This window comes from Mesorhizobium sp. NZP2077 (genome assembly GCF_013170805.1).
Lineage (GTDB): Bacteria > Pseudomonadota > Alphaproteobacteria > Rhizobiales > Rhizobiaceae > Mesorhizobium.
The window spans coordinates 5,516,913-5,528,821 of record NZ_CP051293.1; the positions used below are offsets into that span (position 1 = coordinate 5,516,913).

Below are 11,909 nucleotides of genomic sequence, written 5' to 3' on the forward strand. Positions count from 1 at the left end.
CCTAACCGGCTATTTCAAGGAAAAGTGATCGCTTTCTGTCCGCGCAGCAGTCGAACCGAGATCCGCCTATCGGCGTTTCCTGGGCTTTTCCAGCAGAGCGACGGCTTCGACATGGGGCGACCACAGGAACTGGTCGATCGGCGTCACGCTTTTCAATGTGTACCCGCCATCGATGAGGATGCGCAGGTCGCGAGCCAGCGTCACCGGATTGCAGGACACTGCGGCAACGAACGGAACATCCGAGCGGGCGATCTGCTTCGACTGGTCCTCGGCACCGGCGCGCGGCGGATCGAAGACTAGTCCGTCAAAGGCGTTCAACTCCTTGAACGTCAGCGGCCGGCGGAACAGGTCGCGGCGTTCGCCCGTCACTCGCTTCAGGCCGGTTGCGAAGCGTGACCCCTTGTCCAGCGCCGAAAGTGCCGCCGCATCGCCTTCCACAGCGTGCACTTCCGACTTCGCGGCCAGCCGCAAGGCAAAGCTGCCGCAGCCGGCGAAGAGATCGGCGACCTTCTTGGCGCGCTTCAGATGGCCGGCGACGATCTCGGCCATGGTCTGTTCGGCGGCCTCGGTCGCCTGCAGGAAGGCACCCGGCGGCACGGCGACCGCGACGCTGCCGAACATCACCACAGGCTTCCTCGGTTCGATGACGATCTCGTCGTCGATGGACAGCCTGGCAAATCCCTGCGCAAGGACAAAATTGGAGGCGATGCGGCGTTGATGTTCGCCGAGCTTGCCGGATTCATGCACCGCGACGTCGAGGCCGGAACCGGTCACCGTGACCGCCATCCGGAACGATTTGGTGGTGGCGCATATCAAGTCGGCGAGCGCCCGCAACCGGTCGAGTGCGGCGACGATCTCGGGCAGCGAGATCGGGCATTCGGATATGGAAATGATTTCCGGCGACAGATGGCGATTGAAGCCGAGCAGCATGCCCGTATCGCTGCGCCGGGCGGCGAGCACGACACGGCGGCGCGTGTGCGGTGCGCAGGCGATCAGCGCATCGATCTCGCAATCGAAGCCCTTCAGGGCGTGCACCACCTTCTCGCGCTTCCACTGGCGATAGGCCTCGGCCTCGAAGTGTTGCAGGGCGCAGCCGCCGCATTCGGTAAAATGGCGGCAGGCGGGTTCGATGCGCAGCGGCGAGGCCTCCAGCACGGCCATCAACGCGGCGCGGTCCCTTTCGCGCGCGGCGGTGACGGTCTCGCCCGGCAGCGTGAAGGGGATGAACAGATCGCCGCTTTCGGTCTCGGCAATGCCATCGCCCTGGGCGCCCAGCTTTTTAATGGTGAAGCGCGTACTCATCGATCCTTGATCCCACCGAGCAGGAATTCGCGATTGCCGTCGCCGCCTTCGATCGGCGACAGATGCAGGCCGAGCGAGCGCCAGCCGGGAACGGCATCAAGCCAATCCTGCAGCAGGCCGGCGACACGGGCGGCGTCGAAGGGGTCTTTCAGCAGACCGCCCTTGCCGATCGCCTCGCGACCCGCCTCGAATTGCGGCTTCACCAGCAAGATCGCGGCGGCACCAGGCTTCGCAATGGCAAGCGCCGGCGGCAACGCCAGTTTCAGCGAAATGAAGCTGACATCGGAAACGATGAAATCCGGAACACGGCCGGCAAGATCCGCGGCAGTGAGATCGCGGGCGTTCAAGCCCTCGACGACCGTCACGCGCGGGTCCTTGCCGACATCGGCATGCATCTGGCCGTGTCCGACATCGATTGCCGTAACATGGGACGCACCGCGTTCGAGCAGCACCTGGGTGAACCCGCCGGTCGAGGCGCCGATGTCGAGCGCTTCGCGGCCGGCCGGATCGAGGCTGAAATGGTCGAGCCCGCCGATCAGCTTCAGCGCCGCGCGCGAAACATAGCCCTGCGCCCGATCATCGATTGTAACAAGGCATTGCGGCGAAACGTTCTGACCGGGTTTGCGGGCCATGACGCCATCAACCGTCACCGTGCCACGCTCGACGGCGTCGCGGGCACGCGAGCGGCTGGCAAACAGCCCGCGCTGGACGAGCAGGTCGTCGAGCCGCTGGCGGGTGCTGGCTGGCAAAGGCGAGTTCATCGGCCTTCATGGCGAAAGCCGGCAGCGAAGGCAAGGACATTGGGCGCAACCAGAAAAAAGCGGCTAACGCATCGAGCCGCGTAGCGGCTTGCGTGCGCGGTACCAGGTCCGGCAAAATGGTATCAAGCAGAGCCCTCTGTCGTCGAAACCCGGGGGAGAAGGAATGCTGACGGGAACCTGCCACTGCGGTGCAACCCACTGGACCCTGGAGGACGATCCTGGGCCGATCACAGCTTGCAACTGCACGCTTTGCCGGCGCTATGGCACGCTCTGGGCCTATGACTATGTCAACGAACGCATTCGCGTTTCGGGACCGATGGCCAGCTATACGCGCGCCGGGAAGAGCGATCCCTCGCTGGAAATCCTGTTCTGCCCGACCTGCGCTTGCGTGCTGGCTTGGCGCGGCTTGCGCGCCGGCGCCTCGGGTCGAACACGCATCGCCGTCAATGTACGGCTGGCCCCGCCGGAGGCCGTCGCCGATCTGCCGATCGACCACTTCGACGGTCTCGACACTTACGACGATCTGCCGCGCGATGGCCGCTGCGTTCGCGATATGTGGTTTTAGAAAATGTTGCGCGACACCTGGCGCTCGACGGCAGGAGACAAGCCGTCGTGCCGATCCGCTGAAGCTTGCTTATTTGGAGGCTCAGCCGCAACCGCGGACGCAGGCACGGGATCGGGCAGGACGACGAGCTGCGGCACCTGCTTGTAGGAAAAGCCGCCCCTGATATCGCCCATCTTGCCGGCGACGATGCCCACCGCCGCTTTTTCGAGATTGCGGTCGTAACGCGTCTCGGCGGCGGATGCTGCGATGGTGGCTAAAAGCGCCACGCCACACAGATGCGTTCTCATTGTTGTTGTCTCCCTGCCTGATCACCATCTAGCAGGGTGCCGTTGAAAAACGACCAAGGGACACGGTAAGCAAAACGCCAAACGACAGTGTTAACAATGCGTTACGAAATCAACCCGGCAAACTGATTCAAGCGCTTGAGGTTTTGAGTCAAGCGCGCTGGGCGCGGGCCGTATGACCGAGCGCGGTGAAAACGGTGCGTATGATGCCGGCGGCGTCGAGGCCGGCATCGGCATACATCTTTTCGGGCTTGGCGTGGTCAGCGAACACATCGGGCAGCACCAGCGGGCGCACCTTCAGGCCGCTTTCCAGCAGTCCTTCATGGGCAAGGAACTGCAGCACGTGGCTGGCGAAGCCGCCGATGGCCCCCTCCTCCACCGTCACCAGAACCTCGTGCGAGCGGGCCAGCCGCCGGATCAGATCCTGGTCGAGCGGCTTGGCGTAGCGGGCATCGGCAACGGTGGTGGAAAGCCCGGCCGCGCCAAGTTCCTCGGCGGCAGCAAGGCAATCTTGCAGCCGCGTGCCGAAGGACAATAGCGCCACCTTTGTGCCTTCCCTGACGATGCGGCCCTTGCCGATTTCGAGGACTGAGCCGCGTTCCGGCATGTCGACGCCGACGCCGTTGCCGCGCGGATAGCGGAAGGCGATCGGGCCGTCATCGTAGCTTGCGGCCGTGCGCACCATGTGGCGCAGCTCCGCCTCATCCGCCGCCGCCATCACGACAAAGCCAGGCAGGCTTGCCAGGAAGGTGGTGTCAAAAGCGCCACAATGGGTGGCGCCATCGGCGCCGACGAAGCCGGCGCGGTCGATCGGGAAACGCACCGGCAATTTCTGGATCGCGACGTCATGGACGACCTGGTCGTAGGCGCGCTGCAGGAAGGTCGAATAGATCGCCGCGAACGGCTTGTAGCCTTCCGTCGCCAGGCCGGCGGCGAAGGTCACCGCGTGCTGTTCGGCGATGCCGACATCGAAGGTTCTTGACGGGAACACTTCGCCGAACAGATCAAGCCCGGTGCCACTCGGCATGGCGGCGGTGACGGCGACGATGCGGTCGTCCTCGCGGGCCTCCTGGATCAGGCTTTCGGCGAACACCTTGGTGTAGGCCGGAGCGTTGGCCGGCGCCTTGGCCTGCGCGCCGGTGATAACGTCAAACTTGTTGACGCCGTGATATTTGTCGGCGGCGGCTTCCGCCGGCGCGTAGCCCTTGCCCTTCTGGGTGACGACATGGATCAGCACCGGGCCTTCGCCATTGTCGCGGACGTTTTTGAGCACCGGGATCAGATGTTCGAGATTGTGCCCGTCGATCGGGCCGATGTGGTAGAAACCAAGTTCTTCGAACAAGGTGCCGCCGGTAACATAGCCGCGTGCATGCTCGACCGCCCTTGTGATCGCGCGATCGGCGCGCTTACCAAGGTAAGAGGTCAGCTTCTTGCCGAAATCGCGCAGGCCGGCATAGGCCTTGCCCGAGGCCAGACGCGCCAGATAGGCGCTCATGGCGCCGGTCGGCGGCGCGATCGACATGTCGTTGTCGTTGAGGATGACGATCAGGCGGGCGTCGAGCGCGCCGGCATTGTTCATTGCCTCATAGGCCATGCCGGCCGACATGGCCCCGTCGCCGATGACGGCAATCACATTGTTGCGGCCGCCGGCGAGGTCGCGCGCGGCCGCCATGCCGAGGCCGGCCGATATCGATGTCGAGGAGTGCGCCGCGCCGAAGGGATCGTATTCGCTCTCGGCGCGGCGGGTGAAGCCTGACAGGCCGCCTTCCTGGCGCAGTGTGCGGATGCGGTCGCGGCGACCGGTCAGGATCTTGTGGGGATAGGCCTGGTGGCCGACATCCCAGATCAGCCGGTCATCCGGGGTGTTGAACACATAGTGCAGCGCCACCGTCAGCTCGACCACGCCGAGGCCGGCGCCGAGATGGCCGCCGGTCCGGGACACCGCGTCGACCAGTTCGAGGCGCAACTCGGACGCAAGTTGCGGCAGCGCGCTCTCGTCGAGCGCGCGCAAATCCGCAGGAATGCGGACCTTGTCGAGAAGCGGCGTATGCGGCGTTGCGTTCACGGGTGCTCAGGCTTTCTGTTCAACGGCGGGATAGGCCGCCGGCCGGCGAAAGTAAATGCGTGTCGGTGACGCGGGCCTGCTCCCAAAAGCACAGCGCGTCGAAACAGCTTATGCCCGCGCTTTCAAGTTCTTGTTTGCCTGCATGTCGTGGTCCCGAAACCGGGCGCCTTTTGGGCGATATTCATTAGTTTTCCGGCAGGGGGATGAACTCTTCCTCATCCCCAGGAACGATATCGAAGCGGCCCGTCTTCCATTCCTGCTTGGCTTGTTCGATGCGTTCCTTCGACGAGGAGACGAAATTCCACCAGATGTAGCGCTGCGAGCCGAGCGAGGCGCCGCCGAACAGCATGAAATGCGCGCCGGTTTGCGACGATACGACGATCTCGTCACCGGGCCGAAACACCAGCAGCCGTTCAACCGGAAAGATGTCGCCGGAAATCACAACTTCGCCTTCCAGCGTGTAGATGGCGCGCTCTTCCGCATCGGCCGGAATTTTCACGCTGGCGCCGGGCGCCAGTCTGAGGTCGACATAGAGTGTCTCGGAATCGGCCCTCACCGGCGAGCGCAGTCCCTGGAAGTCGCCGATAACGACGCGGCCGCGGACGCCTTCGGCATCGATCTCGGGCACCCGCAAGGCAGCGGTGTTCTCGAACACCGGCGCCACCTCTTCCTTGCCATCGGGCAAGGCCAGCCATGTCTGCAGGCCAGAGATCGACATCGGCGCACCGCGCAGTTCCTCGGGCGTGCGCTCGGAATGGACGATGCCGCGGCCGGCGGTCATCAGATTCACGTCGCCGGGCTGGATCACCATTTCGGTGCCCAGCGAATCGCGATGCCGGATCTTGCCGTCGAACAGATAGGTGACCGTCGACAGGCCGATATGCGGATGCGGACGGACATCGAGCGCCTGGCCGGCGCGCAGGATCGCCGGACCCATGCGATCGAAGAAGATGAACGGCCCGACCAGCCGCCTCTTGGCGGTCGGCAAGGCCCGGCGCACCTGAAAACCGCCAATGTCCTTGGCGTTCGGGATCACCATCAGCTCGATCTGGTCGCTGGCGAAGGCATCGCCGGCTTCAGGGTCTTTGCCCGGGAAAAAGCTCATGAACTCTCCTTATCAGCGGTCGTGGACCACTCTGGGCGCATCAGGCAAACCGGATCGCCGCCTTTGCCCGCAGCTTGGCCGCCACCTCTTCGCGATTGCGCGGATGCTGATGGGTTTCGAGCGAATCGAGCAGCTCACGCGCCGATGCCGCGATGGCTTCGACCGCGTGGTCGAACGCGTGCTGGTTCTGCTTCGACGGCCGCGTCGTTCCGCTCAGCTTGCGGACGAACTGGAGTGCGGCGTCGCGGACTTCGTCATTGGTTGCCGGCGGATCAAAATTGAACAGGGTCTTGATGTTTCTGCACATCGCTTCCGTATCTCCTCTTGTCCTGGAGCCGTTTCAATCGGGCGAGCTTAACCCTCAACCATGATCGTGTCCAAAAACCGGTAAGGCAAGACCGTCATTCGCGACCGTGACTCAGTCAGCGTCGAGCGGCTCGGTTCCGACCGGCTTGCCGTCGCGCGACAGCCTGATCTTCTCGACCTTGTCCTCGGCGGCCTTCAGCAGCCGGTCGCAATGCGCCTTCAGCGCCTCGCCGCGCTCATAGATCTTGATCGACTGGTCGAGCGCCACGTCGCCACGCTCCAGATCATCGACGATCTTCTCCAGCGCGTCGAGTGCCTGCTCGAAGCTCATCGCCTTGACGTCTTCGTTGGTCTCAGCAGCCATCGTTTATCCTTTCATCAGTCGGCCGACATGGGCGGCGACCGAAAATGCCAGTCCCTGCAGATCGTAGCCGCCCTCGAGCAGGCTGACGAGCCTGTTGCCGCTGTGGCGGGCCGCACGCTGCATCAGCTGGCCCGTCGCCCAGTCGAAATCGTCTTCGGTCAGGTTGATTTCGGCCAGCGGGTCGCGGTGATGCGCGTCGAAGCCGGCCGAAATGATAATCAGATCGGGCGCGAAATTGTCGAGCGCCGGCAGCACGCGCGACAGGAAGGCATCACGAAACACATCGCTGCCGGTCTGCGGCGCTAAGGGCGCGTTGACGATGTTGCCGGCGCCAGTCTCGCTCTTCGCGCCGGTGCCGGGATAGAGCGGCATCTGGTGCGTCGAACAATAGAGCACCGACGGATCGTCCCAGAAAATATCCTGCGTGCCGTTGCCATGGTGCACGTCCCAATCGACAACCGCGACGCGCTCGACGCCATGCTTCTTCTGCGCATAGCGCGCCGCAATCGCCGCCGTGTTGAAGAAGCAGAAGCCCATCGCCGTCGTTTTTTCGGCATGGTGTCCAGGCGGCCGCGCGGCAACGAAGACATTGTCGGCACGGCCTGAAAAAACATCATCGACGGCGGCGTTGGCGGCACCGATCGCGGTGATCACCGCTTGCCAGCTCTTCGGGCTGGCGGTGGTGTCGGCATCGACGCGGGCAAGGCCCTCTTCGGGAATGGCAGCGCGGATGCGGGCGACGAAATCGGCGGGATGGGCGTAGAGGATCGTGGCCTCGTCGCCCTCCGGCGCCTTGACGCGGTCAAGCGCGGCGAAGGCCTCGTCGTCGAGCACGCGCTCAATGGCGCGCAAGCGGTCCGGCCGCTCGGGGTGACCGGGCGGTGTGATGTGCTCAAGAAAGATCGGGTGGGTGTAAAGACGGGTTGTCATGCTCCCTATCTAGTGCCCCGGCGCCACGATGGCCATGCGTTGCCGCTTGATGGCTGGGGAAAATCATGCCTGCGTCCATTGGCGTCGCTGCGGGGATTGGCGCTGCCGGCGCTTCGGCGTAAGGTCGCGGCCACTGCCTGGTGCCCGCCGCAAGCGGGAGAATCGGGAACACGGTTGAACTCCGTGGCGTGCCCAACGCTGTGAGGGGGACCGCGCCGGTAAATGCCACTGTCGATGACGGGAAGGCACCGGACGCGGGTTGATCCCAAGCCAGAAGACCGGCCTGGCAGGCATCGTCATCCGCATGGTCAGGCGGCGGACATGGACTGCAATCGCAAGGGGACAAGCGATGCCGGATTCTATGACCGCTCCTGTGGGCGACGGATTTGACCAGATGGCGCGCGACGCGGTCTACCGCGCCATGTTCACGCGGCGCGATGTCCGCAGCCATTTCCTCCCCACCGCACTCGATGATGAGGTGCTGGCGCGGCTGCTGCTTGCCGCCCATCACGCGCCGTCTGTCGGTTTCATGCAGCCGTGGAATTTCATTGTCATCCGCGATGCCGCGCGACGGGCGGAGGTGCGCGACCTGTTCCTGGCCGCGCGAGAACAGGAACTGCCTGAAATCGAAGAAGACAAACAGGCGCTCTACCGCAAGCTCAAGCTCGAAGGCATCTGCGAAAGCGCGCTCAACATCTGCATCACCTGCGACCGCCGGCGCTCGCAGGGTTCGCCGCTGGGACGCTGGCACAATCCGGAGATGGATCTCTACAGCACGGTCTGCGCGGTGCAGAATTTCTGGCTGGCCGCGCGTGCCGAAGGCGTCGGTGTCGGCTGGGTCAGCATCATCGAGCCGCAAGCGCTGAAAGGCCTGCTGTCGATTCCCGAGCACGTGACGCCGATCGCCTATCTCTGCGTCGGCCATGTTTCCGAGTTCGCACCGAAACCGGACCTCGAAACGCATGGCTGGGGCCGACGCCTGCCGCTGCCCGAACTGATCATGAGCGAGACGTTTTGCGGGCAAGGCGAGGCGCAGCTCAAGTCAGCCGTGGCGGACCTCAACATCGCTGCCATTGCGCCGGCGCAGCCCGCCGATCAGCGCGTCGCGCCAGCCGGACCCCAGCGCGAGCCGCCGAACGAGGCCAGCGCCTTGTCCTTCAACTCCCTGAACTTCGACGACGCCTCGGCCAATCGGGCGTCCCAGGCCGGATCGGGCACCTGGCCGGCGATGGTCTTGAAATAGACCTGCATCAGGCAAGCGATGGCGAAGGGTTCGATGAAGGCCGCCTTGAAGGCCCAGGCGAAGACGATGGCGAGCACGAAGGCCCAGCCAGCCAGCTGCCCGGGCATCATGAACAAAATGGCGGCGGCAGGGGCCAGCATCAGCAGGAAGATGACGAAAGAGACGCCCCACATGATGACTGCCAGCCAGACGGCGTTCTTGACCATGATCTTGCCGTTCTGGGCGTAGAGCACAACGGCTTGCCGCGCCGTCTCGAAGGGCGAGGACGAATTGATGCGGATGTTGTAGCCGAGAATGATCTCGTCGACATAGGTCAGCGACAGGCGGATCACCGTGTTGAGGAACGAGACCAGACCACTCAGGCCCGGGATCGGCAGGAAGGCGGCGATGCCGCCGAGCAGGCCGGTGATGGCACGGATGGCGCCCTTGACCAGCTGGTCGACGACAAAAAGGATGTTGGCCTCGGCAAAACGCTCGGTGACGACCTGCTTTGCATAGGCGATCTGGTTCTGGCCATCAGGAACATCCCGGCCATCGATCAGATGGACCATGACGGCGATATGGCCGGCCTTGACAACGTAGAGGATGTATTCGCGGATCCAGTAGACGGCGATCGAAACGATGCCGAAACCGACCACGCCACCCCACAGGGCAAAAGACATAGGCCCGTCGGGATCGGTGGAGATATGGCCGACGCCATAGCCGACGGAGGCGCCGGTGCCGGTTGCCACGATGTAGGCCAGCGTGATGCCGAAATAGATGATCATGCGAAAGACAATGAAAGGCCAGGTCCTGATCATGATGGACACCGACCGGCCGATCTCGAAATCCCACATGGCCCGAATCTCCCCTCAGAGATGGCTGCGGAGGATGCGCTCACCCCAAAGATTGTCAATCGGGGGTGGCCAGCGAGGCGCCGAACGGGGATTTTAGTTCTGTTATGAACCTGGTTTCCTGAGCAGCCCCTCCAGCAATTGCTTGAACGCCGCCACCACCTTCTTCGACGTCGCTTCGGGGTCGTTCGAATTGGCGATCCGCTGCGCCGCCTGGCTGCTGGCGCCATTGATCAACCGTGCGGCAGTCTCGGGGTCGACGCTGGGGACGACCACCCCTTCCTCTTGCAGCGCGATCAGATGATCGGTCATTGAACCGACGCAGGCATTGGCATTCGACCATTGTGCCGGATCTCCAAGAACGGCCGGACCGTCGCGGAACATGATGCGCTGGATTTCCGGCTCCAGCGCCATTTCGATATAGGTCGTGCATTCGTCGACGAAATGCTGCCAGCGAGTCGGCGCTTTCGACGCGACCTCATTCACCCGGGCCGCCATCTCGCCATCGATTTCTGCGATAACCGCCTCCAGCAGCCCCTTCTTGTCGCCAAAATGGTGATAGAGCGCGCCGCGAGTCAGTCCGGCGGATGCGGTGAAATCATCCATCGACGCTTCGGCATAGCCTGTCGTGCCAAAGGCCTGGCGGGCCGCGGCGATCAGCTTGGCGCGCGTCTCGGCGATCATCTCTTTGCGGGGTCTGTGCATTCTGTCTGGCCTTATCCACATACGTTCCGTATGCCAATTGACATACCTCGCGTATGGTCTACCTAATTCTCATACGCTCCGTATGTAATTGGCAGATCGCCTTTTGTCGAGGAACCCCATGCAAAACCCCTATGCTGAAATCTTTCGTGCTCCTGGCGCCAAGGGCTTCGCGGCCGCCGGCTTCATCGCGCGCCTGCCGATCGCCATGGCGCCGATCGGTATTGTGGCCATGCTGTCGCAGACGCGCGGCGAATACTGGCTGGCAGGTGCGGTCTCGGCGACTTTCGCTCTCGGCAACGCATTCGTTTCGCCGCAAACGTCGAGGCTGGTGGATCGCCTTGGCCAGACGCGGGTTGCGGTCCCCACGACCCTCATCACATTTATCGCCTTTGCGGTGCTGATTATTGCGGCCAATCAGGACTGGCCGGTATGGACGCTGTTCGTGTCGGCGCTAGCGGCAGCCGCCATGCCCAGCATGCCGGCAATGGTTCGCGCGCGCTGGACCGAGCTTTTTCGCGGACGTCCGCAAATGAACACTGCATTCGCCTTCGAGTCAGTCGCGGACGAGCTGGTCTATATTCTCGGCGCATCGCTTTCGGTAGGACTAAGCGCCGCGCTGTTTCCGGAAGCCGGCGTCCTGGCAAGCACGCTGTTTCTTGCCATTGGCTGGGCCGCGTTCATCCTGCAGCGTTCAACCGAACCACAAGTGCGGCCGGTTGGTCATGACTCCAGCGGCTCGGCCATCCGTCTGCGGCCAGTGCAGATCATCACCTTCGCCATAATCTTCGTTGGCGCGACTTTCGCGACGACGGAGGTCAGCACGATAGCGCTCACCAAGGAGCTCGGCCAGCCCGGTGCCGCCAGCCTCGTTATCGGCGTCTATGCAGTGGGATCGTTCGCGCTCGGCATCGTGGTCGGCGCGCTCAACCTGAGGGCACCACTGCAGCGGCAACTCGCCATTGCCGTCGCCGTCCTGGCGTTCAGCACATTGCTGCCGCTCACGGCTGGCTCAGTGCCGCTGCTGGCCCTGACCGTGTTCCTTAGCGGCGTGGCGATCTCGCCGACCTTCATCACCGCTTTCGGGCTGATCGAGCGGCATGTGCCGGAAGCGATGCTAACCGAGGGCATTACCTGGGTGACAACAGGGATCGGCATCGGCATGGCGCTGGGCGCGTTCGTCGCCGGCGCGGTGGTGGATGCGTTCGGCGCCCAGAGCGGGTTCTGGGTCTCCGTTGCATCGGGCACGATTGCGCTGGCCACCGTGCTGCTTGGACAGCGCAGCCTTGCCACCCACAGGTGCGAGCTGAATGGATGCGAAGCTGCCGCGGCTCCCGCCGAGTGACGGCCAGGACATGTTGAGATTCAGGTCAGGCCGCGCCAAAAATGATGGATTTCGAGAACCGGAGCGCAGCGGACTTTCCGGTCCGTGAGCACCGGGAGAAAGCC

General features: G+C 63.6%; 12 protein-coding genes, 1 pseudogene and 1 riboswitch. Of the genes and pseudogenes, 3 read left to right on the top strand and 10 right to left on the bottom strand.

Annotated elements, in window-relative coordinates:
* Positions 1-66 precede the first annotated feature (66 nt).
* Complete coding sequence (locus HGP13_RS27640; protein WP_172231403.1) at positions 67-1,302, bottom strand: class I SAM-dependent RNA methyltransferase; 1,236 nt, start codon at positions 1,300-1,302, stop codon at positions 67-69.
* Entirely contained in the window at positions 1,299-2,063 is a 765-nt protein-coding gene (locus tag HGP13_RS27645) for a TlyA family RNA methyltransferase (RefSeq protein ID WP_172231406.1), read from the bottom strand. Before HGP13_RS27645 ends, HGP13_RS27640 begins: the two co-directional genes overlap by 4 nt.
* Positions 2,064-2,226: 163 nt before the next feature.
* On the opposite strand from HGP13_RS27645, the gene HGP13_RS27650 reads away from it, so the two are divergent.
* Complete coding sequence (locus tag HGP13_RS27650) at positions 2,227-2,628, top strand: GFA family protein (RefSeq protein ID WP_172231409.1); 402 nt, start codon at positions 2,227-2,229, stop codon at positions 2,626-2,628.
* On the opposite strand, the gene HGP13_RS27655 is transcribed toward HGP13_RS27650, so the two are convergent.
* The 6 genes from HGP13_RS27655 to HGP13_RS27680 all read right to left on the bottom strand — a co-directional run bounded on the left by HGP13_RS27655 (position 2,625) and on the right by HGP13_RS27680 (position 7,682).
* Positions 2,625-2,915, bottom strand: a complete 291-nt coding sequence (locus HGP13_RS27655) for a hypothetical protein (RefSeq protein ID WP_172231412.1) — start codon at positions 2,913-2,915, stop codon at positions 2,625-2,627. The two genes, HGP13_RS27650 and HGP13_RS27655, sit on opposite strands and share 4 nt — an antisense overlap.
* Before the next feature lie 148 nt (positions 2,916-3,063).
* Positions 3,064-4,977, bottom strand: coding sequence for a 1-deoxy-D-xylulose-5-phosphate synthase (gene dxs / locus HGP13_RS27660; RefSeq protein WP_172231415.1), 1,914 nt, complete (start codon positions 4,975-4,977; stop codon positions 3,064-3,066).
* Positions 4,978-5,161: 184 nt separating this feature from the next.
* Complete coding sequence (locus HGP13_RS27665) at positions 5,162-6,082, bottom strand: pirin family protein (RefSeq protein WP_172231418.1); 921 nt, start codon at positions 6,080-6,082, stop codon at positions 5,162-5,164.
* 40 nt (positions 6,083-6,122) lie between these two features.
* Positions 6,123-6,389 carry a DUF2277 domain-containing protein gene (locus HGP13_RS27670; RefSeq protein WP_027035955.1) on the bottom strand — a complete coding sequence of 89 codons (267 nt, stop codon included), beginning with the start codon at positions 6,387-6,389 and terminating at the stop codon, positions 6,123-6,125.
* Positions 6,390-6,500: 111 nt separating this feature from the next.
* Positions 6,501-6,752: an exodeoxyribonuclease VII small subunit gene (locus HGP13_RS27675; protein WP_172231421.1), complete on the bottom strand. Its 252-nt coding sequence runs from the start codon at positions 6,750-6,752 to the stop codon at positions 6,501-6,503.
* Between the two features lie 3 nt (positions 6,753-6,755).
* Complete coding sequence (locus HGP13_RS27680) at positions 6,756-7,682, bottom strand: histone deacetylase family protein (RefSeq protein WP_172231424.1); 927 nt, start codon at positions 7,680-7,682, stop codon at positions 6,756-6,758.
* Between the two features lie 121 nt (positions 7,683-7,803).
* Positions 7,804-7,984, top strand: a riboswitch (cobalamin riboswitch).
* Between the two features lie 92 nt (positions 7,985-8,076).
* Between HGP13_RS27680 and bluB the strand changes: the two are divergent.
* Positions 8,077-8,661: pseudogene (bluB, locus tag HGP13_RS38070) on the top strand (5,6-dimethylbenzimidazole synthase); the annotation flags it as partial.
* Positions 8,662-8,777: 116 nt separating this feature from the next.
* Here bluB and HGP13_RS27690 read toward each other — a convergent pair.
* On the bottom strand, positions 8,778-9,761 hold the full coding sequence (locus HGP13_RS27690) for a hypothetical protein (RefSeq protein WP_246707141.1): 984 nt from the start codon (positions 9,759-9,761) through the stop codon (positions 8,778-8,780).
* Between the two features lie 102 nt (positions 9,762-9,863).
* The gene (locus tag HGP13_RS27695) at positions 9,864-10,463 is read right to left on the bottom strand and encodes a TetR/AcrR family transcriptional regulator (RefSeq protein ID WP_172231430.1); all 600 of its coding nucleotides are present in this window, start codon (positions 10,461-10,463) and stop codon (positions 9,864-9,866) included.
* 118 nt (positions 10,464-10,581) lie between these two features.
* Between HGP13_RS27695 and HGP13_RS27700 the strand changes: the two genes are divergently transcribed.
* Positions 10,582-11,805 (top strand): MFS transporter, encoded by a 1,224-nt coding sequence (locus HGP13_RS27700; RefSeq protein WP_172231433.1) that lies wholly within the window; start codon positions 10,582-10,584, stop codon positions 11,803-11,805.
* Positions 11,806-11,909: the final 104 nt, after the last annotated feature.

Excerpts from the sequence above, each read along its gene's own strand:
- HGP13_RS27640 (WP_172231403.1), bottom strand. The coding sequence starts at position 1,302 with ATGAGTACGCGCTTCACCATTAAAAAGCTGGGCGCCCAGGGCGATGGC.
- HGP13_RS27645 (WP_172231406.1), bottom strand. The coding sequence starts at position 2,063 with ATGAACTCGCCTTTGCCAGCCAGCACCCGCCAGCGGCTCGACGACCTG.
- HGP13_RS27650 (WP_172231409.1), top strand. The coding sequence starts at position 2,227 with ATGCTGACGGGAACCTGCCACTGCGGTGCAACCCACTGGACCCTGGAG.
- HGP13_RS27655 (WP_172231412.1), bottom strand. The coding sequence starts at position 2,915 with ATGAGAACGCATCTGTGTGGCGTGGCGCTTTTAGCCACCATCGCAGCA.
- HGP13_RS27665 (WP_172231418.1), bottom strand. The coding sequence starts at position 6,082 with ATGAGCTTTTTCCCGGGCAAAGACCCTGAAGCCGGCGATGCCTTCGCC.
- HGP13_RS27670 (WP_027035955.1), bottom strand. The coding sequence starts at position 6,389 with ATGTGCAGAAACATCAAGACCCTGTTCAATTTTGATCCGCCGGCAACC.
- HGP13_RS27675 (WP_172231421.1), bottom strand. The coding sequence starts at position 6,752 with ATGGCTGCTGAGACCAACGAAGACGTCAAGGCGATGAGCTTCGAGCAG.
- HGP13_RS27680 (WP_172231424.1), bottom strand. The coding sequence starts at position 7,682 with ATGACAACCCGTCTTTACACCCACCCGATCTTTCTTGAGCACATCACA.
- HGP13_RS27690 (WP_246707141.1), bottom strand. The coding sequence starts at position 9,761 with ATGTGGGATTTCGAGATCGGCCGGTCGGTGTCCATCATGATCAGGACC.
- HGP13_RS27695 (WP_172231430.1), bottom strand. The coding sequence starts at position 10,463 with ATGCACAGACCCCGCAAAGAGATGATCGCCGAGACGCGCGCCAAGCTG.
- HGP13_RS27700 (WP_172231433.1), top strand. The coding sequence starts at position 10,582 with ATGCAAAACCCCTATGCTGAAATCTTTCGTGCTCCTGGCGCCAAGGGC.